Origin of the sequence: Streptomyces coeruleorubidus (genome assembly GCF_028885415.1) — a bacterium.
Taxonomy (GTDB): Bacteria; Actinomycetota; Actinomycetes; order Streptomycetales; family Streptomycetaceae; genus Streptomyces; species Streptomyces coeruleorubidus_A.
Window position 1 is genome coordinate 8,118,152 of the sequence record NZ_CP118527.1, and the last position, 14,067, is coordinate 8,132,218.

At 72.0% G+C, this 14,067-nt stretch carries 14 protein-coding genes; 7 read left to right on the plus strand and 7 right to left on the minus strand.

The window, feature by feature from the left end; genetic code table 11:
* Positions 1 to 15: 15 nt before the first annotated feature.
* A complete protein-coding gene (locus PV963_RS37495) occupies positions 16 to 1,635 on the plus strand; it encodes an ATP-binding cassette domain-containing protein (protein WP_274820901.1) in 1,620 nt (539 codons plus the stop codon).
* Positions 1,636 to 1,659: 24 nt separating this feature from the next.
* Here the strand turns inward: PV963_RS37495 and PV963_RS37500 are convergent, their stop codons facing one another.
* On the minus strand, positions 1,660 to 2,760 hold the full coding sequence (locus PV963_RS37500) for a Vms1/Ankzf1 family peptidyl-tRNA hydrolase (RefSeq protein ID WP_274820902.1): 1,101 nt from the start codon (positions 2,758 to 2,760) through the stop codon (positions 1,660 to 1,662).
* A 65-nt stretch (positions 2,761 to 2,825) separates the two neighbouring features.
* On the opposite strand from PV963_RS37500, the gene PV963_RS37505 reads away from it, so the two are divergent.
* Entirely contained in the window at positions 2,826 to 3,113 is a 288-nt protein-coding gene (locus tag PV963_RS37505) for a DUF6158 family protein (RefSeq protein WP_010038687.1), read from the plus strand.
* A gap of 284 nt (positions 3,114 to 3,397) precedes the next feature.
* On the opposite strand, the gene PV963_RS37510 is transcribed toward PV963_RS37505, so the two are convergent.
* The 5 genes from PV963_RS37510 to PV963_RS37530 all read right to left on the minus strand — a co-directional run bounded on the left by PV963_RS37510 (position 3,398) and on the right by PV963_RS37530 (position 7,630).
* Entirely contained in the window at positions 3,398 to 5,500 is a 2,103-nt protein-coding gene (locus PV963_RS37510) for a catalase (protein WP_274820903.1), read from the minus strand.
* Positions 5,500 to 6,042, minus strand: a complete 543-nt coding sequence (locus PV963_RS37515) for a type 1 glutamine amidotransferase domain-containing protein (protein ID WP_274820904.1) — start codon at positions 6,040 to 6,042, stop codon at positions 5,500 to 5,502. The genes PV963_RS37510 and PV963_RS37515 overlap by 1 nt, the downstream gene beginning before the upstream one ends.
* 5 nt (positions 6,043 to 6,047) lie before the next feature.
* Positions 6,048 to 6,716 carry a diguanylate cyclase gene (locus PV963_RS37520; protein WP_274820905.1) on the minus strand — a complete coding sequence of 223 codons (669 nt, stop codon included), beginning with the start codon at positions 6,714 to 6,716 and terminating at the stop codon, positions 6,048 to 6,050.
* Positions 6,713 to 7,144, minus strand: a complete 432-nt coding sequence (locus tag PV963_RS37525; RefSeq protein WP_274820906.1) for a CBS domain-containing protein — start codon at positions 7,142 to 7,144, stop codon at positions 6,713 to 6,715. The genes PV963_RS37520 and PV963_RS37525 overlap by 4 nt, the downstream gene beginning before the upstream one ends.
* Positions 7,145 to 7,228: 84 nt before the next feature.
* On the minus strand, positions 7,229 to 7,630 hold the full coding sequence (locus PV963_RS37530) for a DUF2795 domain-containing protein (RefSeq protein ID WP_274822232.1): 402 nt from the start codon (positions 7,628 to 7,630) through the stop codon (positions 7,229 to 7,231).
* 159 nt (positions 7,631 to 7,789) lie between these two features.
* Here PV963_RS37530 and PV963_RS37535 point away from each other — a divergent pair, with 159 nt between their 5' ends.
* Positions 7,790 to 7,969, plus strand: coding sequence for a hypothetical protein (locus PV963_RS37535; RefSeq protein ID WP_274820907.1), 180 nt, complete (start codon positions 7,790 to 7,792; stop codon positions 7,967 to 7,969).
* Here PV963_RS37535 and PV963_RS37540 read toward each other — a convergent pair.
* Positions 7,923 to 9,716: a thiamine pyrophosphate-requiring protein gene (locus PV963_RS37540; RefSeq protein ID WP_274820908.1), complete on the minus strand. Its 1,794-nt coding sequence runs from the start codon at positions 9,714 to 9,716 to the stop codon at positions 7,923 to 7,925. The two genes, PV963_RS37535 and PV963_RS37540, sit on opposite strands and share 47 nt — an antisense overlap.
* Positions 9,717 to 9,960: 244 nt before the next feature.
* Between PV963_RS37540 and PV963_RS37545 the strand changes: the two genes are divergently transcribed.
* The 4 genes from PV963_RS37545 (at position 9,961) to PV963_RS37560 (ending at position 14,065) form a co-directional block, all read left to right on the plus strand.
* On the plus strand, positions 9,961 to 10,755 hold the full coding sequence (locus tag PV963_RS37545; RefSeq protein ID WP_274820909.1) for an RNA polymerase sigma factor SigF: 795 nt from the start codon (positions 9,961 to 9,963) through the stop codon (positions 10,753 to 10,755).
* Positions 10,756 to 10,888: 133 nt separating this feature from the next.
* Positions 10,889 to 11,590, plus strand: a complete 702-nt coding sequence (locus tag PV963_RS37550; protein WP_274820910.1) for a hypothetical protein — start codon at positions 10,889 to 10,891, stop codon at positions 11,588 to 11,590.
* 169 nt (positions 11,591 to 11,759) lie between these two features.
* Positions 11,760 to 13,007, plus strand: a complete 1,248-nt coding sequence (locus tag PV963_RS37555; RefSeq protein ID WP_274820911.1) for an aminotransferase class I/II-fold pyridoxal phosphate-dependent enzyme — start codon at positions 11,760 to 11,762, stop codon at positions 13,005 to 13,007.
* Entirely contained in the window at positions 13,004 to 14,065 is a 1,062-nt protein-coding gene (locus tag PV963_RS37560; RefSeq protein WP_274820912.1) for an MBL fold metallo-hydrolase, read from the plus strand. Before PV963_RS37555 ends, PV963_RS37560 begins: the two co-directional genes overlap by 4 nt.
* Positions 14,066 to 14,067 lie beyond the last annotated feature (2 nt).

Sequence of the window (14,067 nt, forward strand, 5' to 3'; positions counted from 1 at the left end):
CACAGAATCGCGCCCATGGGTCACCTCGAAGCCGCGCATCTGGAGTACTACCTACCCGACGGAAGGGCGCTGCTCGGTGATGTGTCGTTCCGGGTCGGGGAGGGCGCCGTCGTCGCCCTCGTGGGGCCCAACGGGGCCGGGAAGACGACCCTGCTCCGCATGCTCGCCGGTGAGATCAAGCCGCACGGCGGAACCGTCACCGTCGGCGGCGGACTCGGCGTGATGCGGCAGTTCGTCGGGTCCGTACGCGACGAGACGACCGTACGGGACCTGCTCGTGTCCGTCGCCACGCCCCGCATCCGCGAGGCGGCCCACGCCGTGGACACCGCCGAGCACGCCATCATGACCGTCGACGACGAGGCCGCCCAGCTGAAGTACGCCCAGGCCCTCGCCGACTGGGCCGAGGCCCGCGGCTACGAGGCCGAGACGCTGTGGGACATGTGCACCACGGCCGCCCTGGGCATCCCGTACGAGAAGGCGCAGTGGCGACAGGTCCGCACGCTCTCCGGTGGTGAGCAGAAGCGGCTCGTCCTGGAGGCCCTGCTCCGCGGCACGGACGAGGTGCTCCTCCTCGACGAGCCCGACAACTACCTCGACGTCCCCGGTAAACGCTGGCTGGAGGAACGGCTCAACGAGACCCGCAAGACCGTCCTCTTCGTCTCCCACGACCGCGAACTCCTCGCCCGCGCGGCCCAGCGCATCATCTCCCTGGAACCGAGCCCGACCGGCGCCGACGCCTGGGTGCACGGCGGCGGCTTCGGTACGTTCCACGAAGCCCGCCGCGAACGCTTCGCCCGTTTCGAGGAGTTGCGCAGGCGCTGGGACGAGAAGCACGCCCAGCTGAAGAAGCTCGTGCTGACCCTGCGTCAGGCGGCCTCGATCAGCGACGAGTTGGCCTCCCGCTATCGTGCCGCCCAGACCAGACTCCGCAAGTTCGAGGAGGCCGGCCCGCCACCGGAGCCGCCCCGCGAGCAGGACATCAGGATGCGGCTCAAGGGCGGCCGCACCGGCGTCCGGGCCGTCACCTGCGAGGGCTTGGAGCTGACCGGCCTGATGAAGCCCTTCGACCTGGAGGTCTTCTACGGGGAACGCGTCGCCGTCCTCGGCTCCAACGGCTCCGGCAAGTCCCACTTCCTGCGCCTCCTCGCCGGCGACGACGTGGCGCACACCGGCAACTGGAAGCTGGGAGCCCGGGTCGTACCCGGCCACTTCGCGCAGACGCACGCGCATCCGGAGCTGGAGGGCCGCACGCTGCTCGACATCCTGTGGAAGGAGTACGCACAGGACCGCGGCGCGGCCACGTCACGGCTGCGCCGCTACGAGCTGACGAACCAGGCCGAGCAGACGTTCGGGCGCCTGTCCGGGGGCCAGCAGGCCCGCTTCCAGATCCTCCTCCTGGAGCTCCAGGGCGTGACGGCGCTCCTGCTCGACGAGCCGACCGACAACCTGGACCTGGAGTCCGCGGAGGCGCTCCAGGAGGGCCTGGAGGCCTTCGAGGGCACGGTACTCGCGGTCACGCACGACCGCTGGTTCGCCCGCTCCTTCGACCGCTACCTGGTCTTCGGCAGTGACGGCCGGGTCCGGGAGACCCCGGAACCGGTCTGGGACGAACGCCGGGTGGAACGGGCGAGATAGCAGCCGGGCCCAGAGGCGCGCTGATCACTTCCAGCGGAGCAACGCCCCGAGCCCGCCGGCCGGAACCTCTCGCTCCGCAACGGCCAGTGCCGCCGCGTCCGTCGCCACGGCCGACCGGATCAGCGCGTCGTCCGCCCGGGCCGGCCAGGAGTGCTGCTCGCCGAGGATCTTCAGGTCCGTACGCCGCACGGCCAGCTGGTCCGGGTCCTCGCCGATCCACACCTCGCGGTGCGCGTCCGGCCCGTCCGGCCTGATCAGCAGCTCGTCGATGCGGTGCTCGCGCGCCGCATCGACCAGCGCGGGCACGCCCTCCACGGCCCCGGCCCGGCCCTCGTCGTCCGGGTTCCGGGCCGCCCGGAACCGCTCCAGCTCCGCCTGGGCCTGCCGCGCCACATGCTCGGCGCGGGCCCGCTCCACGTCCTCGTCGAGGAGCCGGCTGCCGCTGCCGTGCGGCGCCTCGACGACGAGGTCGTGCAGCCGCTTGGGCAGCCGCTCGTGCACAGACCGTCGCTCACGGTCGTCACCGACGAGAATCAGCAGGTCGGCGCGGGTCTCCTCCTGGCACACGGCCAGCGCGTCGGCGATCTCCGCGGCGTTGTGCTCCCAGGTGTTCTCCACCCGCAGCTGGAAATGCCGCTCGGACCAGTCCACGGAGCTCGTCCGGTGCACCGGCCACTGGCGCCCGGTGACGCTTCCGGCGCCCTCGTTGCCCAGTGCGCTGCGCAGCTCGAAGTCCGCGCCCTTGCGGTCGACGTACGCCACCACGCACACCGGGTCCTCGCCGGCCAGCTCAAGCAGCGGCGTGACACGCGGCAGCGGGGCCCATTCGGCCCAGTCGCCACCCTGCGGGGGACGGGCCAGCGGCGGGTCGAGGACCACCTCGCCGACGCGGGCGAACAGGGCCCGGCCGTGCGGTTCGGAGGAGTGCCGCAGGTCCTCGATCGCGCTCTGTACGGCCCGGCAGGTCGCCTCGTCCGCGCCCTGGGCGGCCAGCTGCCTGGCCATCGCCTGGGCCGTGAGCTGCCGCTCGTGGGGGGTGTCCTCCGTATGCCGGGAGGTGTCGACGTACACCGAGGCCCAAGGCCCGGGGTGTTCGTACAGTGGGTGCAGAAAGGCGAGATCCATGGCTCCCTCCCGGATGCCGCTCGGGGGTAGTGCTCAGTTGCTCCCCGGGCGGGTACCCGGACCGCATGAACGAACACGACGAGCGGGGCAACACCATGACCGGAGTGGACCCTGACCGGCTGGACGACCAGCAGCTCATGAAGGAGCTGGAGACCATCCACCGCACGCGCCACGACACGCTGCTCTACGGCTCGAACGACGCGCTGCGGGCCCACAACGAACGCATGGCGCAGCTCGAGGGCGAGTTCCTGCGCCGCAACCCGCGCCGCCCGGTGGCCGCGGGCCGCACACGCGAAGGGGCCCGGGAGCGGGGGAGCGGGGAGTCGACGACTCCCACGACCCCCGGCACCTGAGCCCCTCACAGGACAGCACCGGAACAAACCGAACCGGACGGCATCGGCGCGAGGCGAGCGGGCGGCATCGGCACGACGCGGGCCGGTCAGGCCCGGCACGACGCGAGCCGGACGCAACCGGCACCACGCGAACCAGACAGCACCGGACAAGGCGAACGGGGCCCCCCAGAACAACGCGAGCCGGACCGCACGGGCACAACCGTGGCCCGGCTCCCGGCCGCACGGGCACAACCGTGGCCCGGCGGGCCCAGGCCGCACCGGCACAACCGCAGCCCGCCCCCGCCTCAGCCCCGCACCGGCCTCCGCCCCCAATGCCGATGCGCCGCGATCGCCGCCACGAACGCGTTCAGGAACTCCTCGCCCGCCGGACCCGGCGACGTGTCCGTCACCACGCCCTGGTCCGCGACCACGCGCTGGAACTCCGTGGACACCCTGAGCCCCTCGGGCTCCAGTGCCGACAGGACGCCCACGCCCGAGCCGAGCGCGCCCACCGGCTTGCCGTGCCGGTAGGCGTCCCGCACGAACCGCACCACGTCCGGGTCGGCCGCCGTCGGCGGGGTGCCGACGGGCCCGCCGGGCAGCAGCACGGCGTCGTACAGCACGGACGCCACGGTCGGCAGCGCACGGTCGACCGCGTACGTCTCACCGTCGGAACCGGTGATCGTCCCGTCCGTCGCGGCCAGCGCCTCGACGATCGCCCCCTCGGCGGCCAGCCGCTCCCGCACGGAGGTGATCTGCTCGGCGTCCACCCCGTCGCTGACGAGCACCGCGATCTGCCGGGTCCGGATCGAACCGTCCCCGCGCAGCGACTCGAGACTGAGCGCGGGGGAGGCCTGCTTGTTCGGAGCCTCCGCACCGGACGGCGCCGGCACGCCGACACCCCCCGCCACCTGCACCGCCAGCTCCCCGTCGACCTTGGCCAGGTGCTCGACCGTACGCGCCCGCACGGTCATCGCGCCCACCTTGCCGAGCTCGAACCGGAACGCCTCGACGATGTGCTGCTTCTCCCAGTCCGCCATGCTGTTCCAGAACATCGCCGGCTGGCTGTAGTGGTCCTGGAAGCTGGGGCTGCGGCGCCGGATCTTGTGGCCGTCCACCCGTTCGGCGTAATGCGTGTAGGCGCTCCCCCCGGCCCCCGCGTGGGCCGGGCAGCCCCCGCCGAGCGAGTTCGGGAAGTAGTTCGTGCCGGAGTGGATCGCGCTCTGGTGGTAGCCGTCGCGCTGGTTGTTGCGCACCGGCGCGACCGGCCGGTTCACCGGCAGCTGCGAGAAGTTCGGCCCGCCGAGCCGTATCAGCTGGGTGTCCAGGTAGGAGAAGTTCCGCGCCTGGAGCAGCGGGTCGTTGGTGAAGTCGATGCCGGGGACGACGTTGGCCGTGTGGAAGGCGACCTGCTCGGTCTCCGCGAAGAAGTTCTCCGGGTTGCGGTCCAGCACCATCCGGCCGATCGGCCGCACCGGCACCTGCTCCTCCGGGATGATCTTCGTCGGATCGAGCAGATCGAAGTCGAACGCGAACTCGTCCTCCTCCGGCACGAGTTGCACGCCCAGCTCCCACTCGGGGTACTCGCCCGCCTCGATCGCGTCCCACAGGTCACGCCGGTTGAAGTCCGGATCGCGGCCCTGGCACTCCTGCGCCTCGTCCCACACCAGTGAGTGCACGCCGAGCCGCGGCTTCCAGTGGAACTTCACGAACGTGCCCTTGCCGTCCGCGTTGACGAACCGGAAGGTGTGCACGCCGAAGCCCTGCATCATGCGGTAGCTGCGCGGGATCGCCCGGTCCGACATCAGCCACATGATCGCGTGCAGCGTCTCGGGCTGGAGCGACACGAAGTCCCACAGGGTGTCGTGCGCGGACGCGCCCGTCGGGATGTCGTTGTGCGGCTCGGGTTTCACCGCGTGCACGAAGTCGGGGAACTTGATGCCGTCCTGGATGAAGAAGACCGGGAAGTTGTTCCCGACCAGGTCGTAGTTCCCCTCCGACGTGTAGAACTTGGTCGCGAAGCCGCGCACGTCCCGCACGGTGTCCGCCGAGCCCTTCGGGCCCTGCACGGTCGAGAACCGTACGAACACGGGCGTCCGCACGGCCGGGTCCTGGAGGAACGCCGCGCGGGTGAATTCCGCGCAGGACTCGTACGGTTCGAAATAGCCGTACGCGCCCGCGCCCCGCGCGTGCACCACCCGCTCCGGGATCCGCTCGTGGTCGAAGCGGGTGAGCTTCTCCCGGAAGTGGAAGTCCTCCATCAGCGTCGGACCGCGCTCGCCCGCCGCCAGGGAGTCGTCGGTGTGGTCGACCTCGACGCCCTGGTCGGTGGTGAGCGGCCCGCCGGCCGGATCGTCCGCCCTGAGCGCCTCGCGCTGCTCCTGTTTCCGGTCGGCGGGAGAAGCCATCAGGCGGCCTCCTTGGCGAAGACGTCGAGGAAGGTCTCGCAGAACGCCTTCAGATCGTCCGGCTTGCGGCTGGTGACCAGCTTGCCCGCACCGTGGTCACAGACCTTCACCTGCTCGTCGACCCAGGTGCCGCCCGCGTTGCGGATGTCGGTCTGCAGGCTCGGCCAGGAGGTCAGCGACCGGCCCCGTACGACGTCCGCCTCGACCAGCGTCCACGGCGCGTGGCAGATCGCCGCCACGGGGCGGCCCTGCTCGAAGAAGTCCCGGACGAACGCGACGGCCTTGTCGTCCATCCGCAGGAAGTCCGGGTTGGCCACGCCGCCCGGCAGCACCAGAGCGCCGAACGAGCCCGGCGCGGCCTCGCCCACGACCTCGTCCACGGGGAAGGTGTCCGCCTTGTCGAGGTGGTTGAACGCCTGGATCTCCCCCTGCTTCGTCGACACCAGCACGGGCTCGTGACCGGCGTCCTTCGCGGCCTGCCACGGATCGGTCAGCTCGACCTCCTCGACGCCCTCGGGTGCCACCAGAAATGCGATACGCATGATGCTCAACGTCCTTTCCCGGAGCGCGCGGCAGTCCAGCGCGCCGCGTCGCTCCACGCGTTCTCGTCGTTCTTGCGGTTCCTGCGGCCCGTGCGCACGCACCGCAGCAACTCCTCGCCGTACGGCAGCAGCACGCACGTGCCGATCGCCGCGGCGATGCCCGCCAGATAGCCGCGCGACAGCGGCCGCCGGCGCGGCACCAGCCGCCACGCGTCGGGGTCCCCGCGGCCGCCGCGCAGCAGCGACTTCACCTGGTCGGCGTGCAGGCACATCAGGGAGGCCAGCGCCCCGAACGGCAGCGACTCCAGAAAGCTGTGGATGTGCTGCTCGACCGGCTTGACCTCCCGCTCGCTGTCGACGGCCGTGCGGACGTCCCACAGCGCCGTCGCCTCGTGCACCGCGGCACCACCCAGCTGCACGCTCAACAGCAGCGGGTTCACCTCGTAGCGCAGCGTCAGCGCGATCGGGATGCCGACCTCGGCCATCATCAGCGAGTGGATCAAAGACTCTTTGGTGCCCGCCGTCTCCTCGATACGGGTGCGCCGGTGCATCACCCAGTCGGCCACCCCGGGCACGAACCAGCTGGGCAGCAGCCCGTACAGCAGGTAGCGGGTCGTGGCGTCACCGACGTCGACGGTGGTGGCACTGATCTCCTTCGCCTGGCCGATGCTCACGCACCTCCCCGGGCATCCGGCTCGGCGCGGCTGATGTCCGCGAGCGCCGACGCGGGGGCCTCGGCCTCGGCCAGGTCGCCGAGGCTCACCATCCCCACCGGCAGCCCGTTCTCCACCACCGGCAGCCGGCGCACGGCGTGCTCGCGCATCAGCGTGACCGCGGTCGTCACCGGATCGTCCGGCGTCACCGTCACCGGGTCCGGCGTGCACACCGACTGCACGCTCACCGTCATCGGGTCGGCCCCGTCGGCCACCGCCCGCACCGTGATGTCACGGTCGGTGAGCACGCCGATCACGTCCTGCCCCTCGGCCACCACCACGTCGCCGATGTTCTGGGTGCGCATCAACTGCGCCGCCTCGACGAGCGAGGCGTCCGGGCGTACGGCGACCACACCCGGAGTCATCACGTCCTTCACCAACTCGGCCATCACTGAAGGCCTCCGTCCGTTCCCCCTCGGGCGGGGTGTACCGCGTGCGGGCCGGCCCGCACGCGGTACACCCCGGTGCGGTTCCTACGCGTACTCCTCCGGTCCGGTCTCCCGGGCCCGGATCAGGGCCTGGGCCAGCTCCTGGACATTGCCGTAGCGCTGCTGGCGCGGCAGCCGCTCCAGGGCCTCGACGAGGGCGTCGGGCGCCTGGTGGCCGCGCAGCTCGCGTACCAGGTCGCGCGCGCTGGCGGGGAACACCCGGCGGCCCAGGATCCGGGCCAGCTCCAGGCGCACCGACTCCAGGGACGTCGGCGCACGGCTCGGCGTCACCGGCCCGTACGCGACCTCGGGGTCGTCCTCTGCGGCCGGCTCCGGGTCGTGCCACTCCTCACTGCGGGTGGGGTGCCCGGACCTGAGCAGCCCCTGGAGTTCATGCTTCATCTCGTCGTCACGGTGGACGCTCAGCCGGTCGCTGCCTCGCTGCATGTCTCCCTCCAGACGTTCGGGGGTCCGCACCGCGTACCCGTACACCGCGAGCCGACACAGGCTCGTCACCCCGGATCGGTGCCGTCCGCACTGGTTTGCGCCACGGCCTGCGGGAGACCCGGATCACACCCCCCACTCATCTCTGGGGAAGGACACGTCATGGCGATGCTCGCTGTGCTCATTCCGCTGTTCATGCTCGGAGTGGTGCTGGTGCTGGGCCGTTACGAGGAACTGCTGCTGCCGCAGGACGACGCCGACCGGCGAGAACCGGTCGGCGTGCCCCCCGCGGCCGCTACCTCTTCTCACGCCCCGGCAGGAACTCCTGCATCTTCGCCTTGAAGCCCTGCTTGACCACCGATCCCCGGTCCGAGTCGCCCTTCAGGATCGACGCGGCGGTCGCCTCCATCTGCTCCCAGGTGGCGTGCGGCGGGATCGGTGGGACGGCCGGATCGGTCAGGAACTCGACCACCGCGGGACCGTCCGCCTCCAGCGCGGCACGCCAGCCCGCCTCGACGTCCTCCGGCTTCTCCACCCGGATGCCGGTCAGCCCCAGGGAACGCGCGAACGCGGCGTACTGCACGTCCGGGAGCGCTTGCGACGGCAGGAACTGCGGCGCGCCCTCCATGGCCCGCATCTCCCACGTGACCTGATTCAGATCCTGGTTGTTCCACACGGCGACCACCAGCCGCGGGTCCTCCCACTGGTGGCGGTACTTCGCCGCCGTGATCAGCTCCGCCATCCCGTTCATCTGCATCGCCCCGTCGCCCACCAGCGCGATCGCGGGCCGGTCCGGGTGCGCGAACTTCGCGCCGATCACGTACGGCACCCCGCAGCCCATCGTCGCCAGCGTGCCGGAGAGCGAGCCCCGCATGCCCGGCCGCATGGTCAGGTGCCGCGCGTACCAGTTCGCCGTCGAGCCCGAGTCGGAGGCGACGATCGCGTTGTCCGGCAGCAGCGGGTCCAGGGCGCGGGCCACGTACTCCGGATTGATCGGGTCGGCGTCGAGCCCCGCCCGGCGCTCCATCACGTCACGCCAGCGCGTCACATTGGCGCACACCGTGTCGTACCACTCGCGCCCGCGCCCCTCCTCGATCAGCGGGATCAGCCGCTCCAGCGTGGCCTTCGCGTCGCCGACCAGGTTCACCTCGTACGGGTAGCGCATCCCGACCATGTGCGGATCGATGTCGATCTGCACGCCCCGCGCCTTGCCGAACTCCGGCAGGAACTGGGTGTACGGGAACGACGACCCGATGGTCAGCAGCGTGTCGCAGTCCCGCATCAGCTCGTACGACGGGCGCGTGCCCAGCAGGCCGATCGAGCCGGTGACGTACGGCAGTTCGTCGCTGAGGACGTCCTTGCCGAGCAGCGCCTTGGCGACACCGGCGCCGAGCAGCTCGGCGATCCGCTCCACCTCGGCCCGCGCGCCGGCCGCGCCCTGGCCGACCAGGATGGCCACCTTGTCACCGGAGTTGAGGATCTCGGCGGCCCGCCGCACCGAGTCGTCGGAGGGGACCGCCGTCCATGAACTGCGGTCCAGGCTGGAGGGCACCATCTTGAACTCGTGCGTCGGCGGCGAGTAGTCGAGTTCCTGCACATCACCGGGGATGATGACCGCGGTGGGGCAGCGACGCGCGTACGCGGTGCGGATCGCCCGGTCCAGCACGTTGGGCAGCTGCTCCGGCACCGTCACCGTCTCCACGAACTCGGAGGCGACGTCCTTGTACAGCGTGTGCAGATCCACTTCCTGCTGGTAGGAGCCGCCCATCGCGGTGCGGTGCGTCTGGCCGACGATCGCCAGTACCGGAACATGGTCCAGCTTGGCGTCGTACAGGCCGTTCAGGAGATGGATCGCGCCCGGCCCGGACGTGGCCGTGCACACTCCGAGACGGCCGCTGAACTTGGCGTATCCGACTGCCTGGAACGCCGACATCTCCTCGTGCCGCGACTGCACGAAACGAGGCTCGTTCTCGGCCCGGCCCCATGCGGCGAGCAGACCGTTGATGCCGTCGCCCGGATAGCCGAAGACCTGCTCGACCCCCCATTCGCGCAACCGCTCAAGGACGTGGTCGGAGACCTTGGTGCTCATGTACGACCTCCCGGACGTATGGGGACAGAGCCAGCTGTACGGGTCACCCTGCGCGACGGTGGAAAACCTCTCCGGGTTTGCGGGTGGGGGCCGGGGGCAGGCGCACCTCAGTGCTTCGGACAGGAGGCACGTCCGTGGGAGCGGCGAATCGCGCCGCCACCGGCGCTCCTGGTCCGCACCCAGTCGACGCGCTCCCACGGTGACCGTCCAACCCAGAGCACCTGCAAGGGAATTGCGACGCATCATGCCGATCCACACCAGCGCGAAGCAGCACCCCCACGACGACGCCCCCGACACCGCCGACGCCTTCCGCAAGCTCGCCACACTGCCCGACGGACCTGAGCGCGACGCGCTCCGCGACGAGATCGTCGAGGCCTGGCTGCCCATGGCCGACCGCCTCGCCGGACGCTTCCGCAGCCGCGGCGAGAGCTTCGAGGACCTGCGTCAGGTCGCGGCCCTCGGCCTGGTCAAGGCCGTCGACCGGTACGACCCCGAGCTCGGCAACGCCTTCGAGAGCTACGCCGTGCCCACCGTCACCGGCGAGATCAAGCGGCACTTCCGCGACCATATGTGGACCCTGCACGTACCTCGCCGGGTCCAGGACCTGCGCAACCGCGTCCGGTTCGCGTCCCAGGACCTGTCCCAGACCATCTCCGGCCGACGGCCCACGGTGGCGGAGATCGCCGAGCACGCGAAGCTGAGCGAGGAGGACGTCAAGGTCGGCCTGGAGGCCCTGGAGAGCTTCACCGCCCTGTCCCTGGACGCGGAGCTGCCCGGCAGCGAGGACGGGTACTCCCTGAGCGACGCGCTCGGGTCGCCGGATCCGGCGCTGGACACGGTCGTGGACCGTGAGGCGGTGAAGTCGCGGCTGGCGGCGCTGCCGGAGCGGGAGCGGGCGATTCTGTACATGCGGTTCTTCGGGGACATGACCCAGAGCCGGATCGCCGAGGAGCTGGGGATCTCGCAGATGCATGTGTCCCGGCTGATCAGCCGGTGCTGTGGGCGGGTTCGGGAGCAGGTCATGCGGGATGTTGCGTAGCACTGAGTTGCTCCGATTCACCCGGTTGAGTGGCACCGTCCCGCCAATTGGGGTCCGGCCGCGCGCGGCGTAGCAGGGGGCTGGCTGTGATGGCAGAAGGGCTTTTCTGCCGTCGCCCGAAGGAGTTCGCTCCATGCGCCGCACCCGCCACGCACTCTCCGTCGCCGTCCTGGCCGGCTCCGCCCTGGTGGGCTTCGCGCCGGTCGTGTCCGCCGAACCCGCCGCCGAGGTCAGTCCGGCCACCGTGGAGCCCGGGGGGACGCTCACCATCTCGGTCAGCTGTGATCCGACCGGGGGGTCGCCGCCCGACAGCGTCGACGCGACCTCGCAGGCCTTCGACGAGGGCACGGTCCCGCTGCGCAGGGTGACCGGCAACGACGACAAGGTGTCCGGCCCGGCCTATCGGGGGACGGCCCGTATCGCTCCCGCGGAGAACTTCGAGGGCGATCCGGACGCCCTCGGCGAGGACTCGGCGTGGACCGTCGACGGCACCTGCCCGGCCGCTCCCGGCGGGGAGGGCAAACAGTGGAGCGCGACGTTCACGGTGGCCCACAACGGTGGCCACCACAAGCCGTCGCAGCCCTCTCACCAGCCGACACACGAGCCCTCTCACCGGCCCACCCACAAGCCCTGCCCCGACGAACCACGCGACGAACAGCGGCACCACCACACCGAGTGCGGCGAAACGATCGTCCCACGCGGGGTACGCGCCGGCGACGGCGGTGCCTTCACCGACTCCGTGCCCGCCCTGGTCGCGGGCGGGGTGCTGATCGCGGGCGCGTTCGGCGCCGCCGTGCACCGCTTGCGCAACCGGGAGAGCGACCCGTACCGCTGACGCCCGGCGCGCACCACCGCCCCGGAAGCCCCCCGCTTCCCCCGGCCCGGCCCGCTCATGCTGTGACCGTCACGACCCGCCGGGCGCCCATGGGGCGGCGGCGCCGTGGGTACTCAGTGGCCGAGGGTACGGGCTACAGGACACGGCACCAGGCACTGCGGAGGTACGAATGCGGCGGACGGACCCGGAAGGTCACGGCCCCGTCCGCTTCGGGCCGCCGCTCCCCGAGGACGGGCTGCCCGTGTTGCCGGAGCTGTCCGCCGTGCTCGCCGCCGCGGCGTCCCGAGGGGACCACGAGCCGGTCGGCGGGGGACCGGCCCTGCGGGAGGCCGCCTGCGGCTACTGGGACCGGCGCGGACTGCACTGCGACCCCGGCCGGGTGGCCGCCGGGCCCGGCGCGCCCGCGCTGCTGCTCGCCCTGACCGCCGCCCTCGGCGGTGACGTCCTCGTGCCGAGACCCTGCGCCGCCTGGTGGGCGCCGTACGCGCGCCTGCTGGGGCGCCCCGCCTTCCACGTGCCGATCCCGCCGGAGAGCGGCGGTGTGCCCGATCCGTACGCCCTGCTGGAGACCGTGCGCCGGGTCCGCGCCGAGGGCGGTGATCCGCGCCTGCTCGTGCTGTCGGTCGCCGACGACCCCACGGCCACCGTCGCCCCTCCCGAGCTGCTGCACGAGACCGTGGAGGCCGCCCAGGGGGAGGGCCTGCACCTGGTCAGCGACGAGACCTGGCGCGACACCCTGCACGACCCGCACGACACCGTGCTGCTCAGCCCCGCCGAGATGCTGCCCGACCGGGTCACCGTCGTCACCGACCTGGCCGGTGCCCTGCTCCCGCCCGGCTGGCCGGCCGCCGTGGCCCGCTTCCCGGCCGGCGAGGAAGCCGACGGCCTCCACGCGCGCGTGCTCGACGTCCTCACCGCGCTCGACGCCCAGGTCGCCGCTCCCATCGCCTCGGCGGCCGCCTACGCCCTGCGGGAACCGGAAGCAGTCACCGCGCGCGTCGCCACCGCCGTGCGCCTGCACGCGCGCCTGGCCGCCGAGGCGCACGCCGCCGTCGTCGCCGCCGGCGCCCTCGCCCGGCCCCCGCAGGCCGGCCGCCATCTGTACGTCGACCTCGCTCCGCTGAGCCCCGCGCTGACCTTGCACGACGTCGGCGACGCACAGGAACTGGAGGACTTCCTGACCGCCCGCCTCGGCATGCCCGCGCCGGGCGGCCACCGCTTCGGTGACGAGCTCGAAACCCCGCGCGTGAGGCTCTCGACCGGCGCACTGCTGGCCGGCTCCGACGCGGAACGCGCGGAATGCCTCATCTCACCCACGCCGTTGGAACTGCCGCACGTGCAACGCTCGTTGATCCAACTGAAGTCGGCCTTCGACGATCTCCGCGACGAAGCTCAGCGATGGGAGCCTCCTCGATGACGCAGCAGTCCGAGTCGACCGCGAGCACGACCACTCGGGAAGCCGAGGACGCGGCCCTCCCATCCCCCCTCGCGCCCCCGTACCCGCCGCTGGCCGAACCGAGACCGCTGGCCGAACGCCGGGTGTGGCCGCGCACGTTCCACGACCGGCTGACCGCGCCGCTCCCCGGCTTGCGGGCCATGGCCCGCTTCGCCCGCGAGGGCGCCCTGAGACCGGGCCCGGAAGGCCTCGCCGACATCCCCCGGCTCCCTTACGCCCCCGGCCCGCTGCCCCGCGTCGACGCCCGCACGGTCGCCGTCACCTGGGCGGGACACGCCAGTTGGGTCCTGCGCATCGGCGGGCTCACGGTCCTCACCGACCCGGTCTGGTCCCGCCGGATCCTCGGCACCCCGGCCCGCATCACCTCCGTGGGCGTCCCCTGGGAGGAGCTGCCGCGCGTCGACGCCGTCGTCATCAGCCACAACCACTACGACCACCTGGACGCCCCCACGCTGCGCAGGCTCCCGCGCGACACCCCCGTGTTCGCCCCGGCCGGCCTCGCCCGCTGGTTCCACCGCCGCCGCTTCACCCGCGTCACGGAGCTCGACTGGTGGGAGGCGGCCGAACTCGACGGCGTCCGCTTCGACTTCGTCCCGTCCCACCACTGGTCCAAGCGCACCCTCACCGACACCTGCCGCAGCCTGTGGGGCGGCTGGGTCCTGACCGACCGGGACGGGCAGCGCCTGTACTTCGCGGGCGACACCGGCTACGGCCACTGGTTCTCCCGCATCGGCCGCCGCTATCCGGGCATCGACCTCGCCCTCCTCCCCATCGGCGCCTACGACCCGCGCTGGTGGCTCAGCGACGTCCACTGCGACCCGGAGGAGGCGGTCCGCGCCGCCCAGGACCTGGGAGCGACCAGGATGGCCCCCATGCACTGGGCCGCCTTCGTCCTGTCGGCGGAGCCGGTCCTGGAGCCCCTCACGCGGGTACGGGCGGCCTGGCAGAAGGCAGGCCTGCCCCGGGAGAACCTGTGGGACATGCCGGTCGGCGCTTCAAGGGTGCTGTCCGGGGACTGACC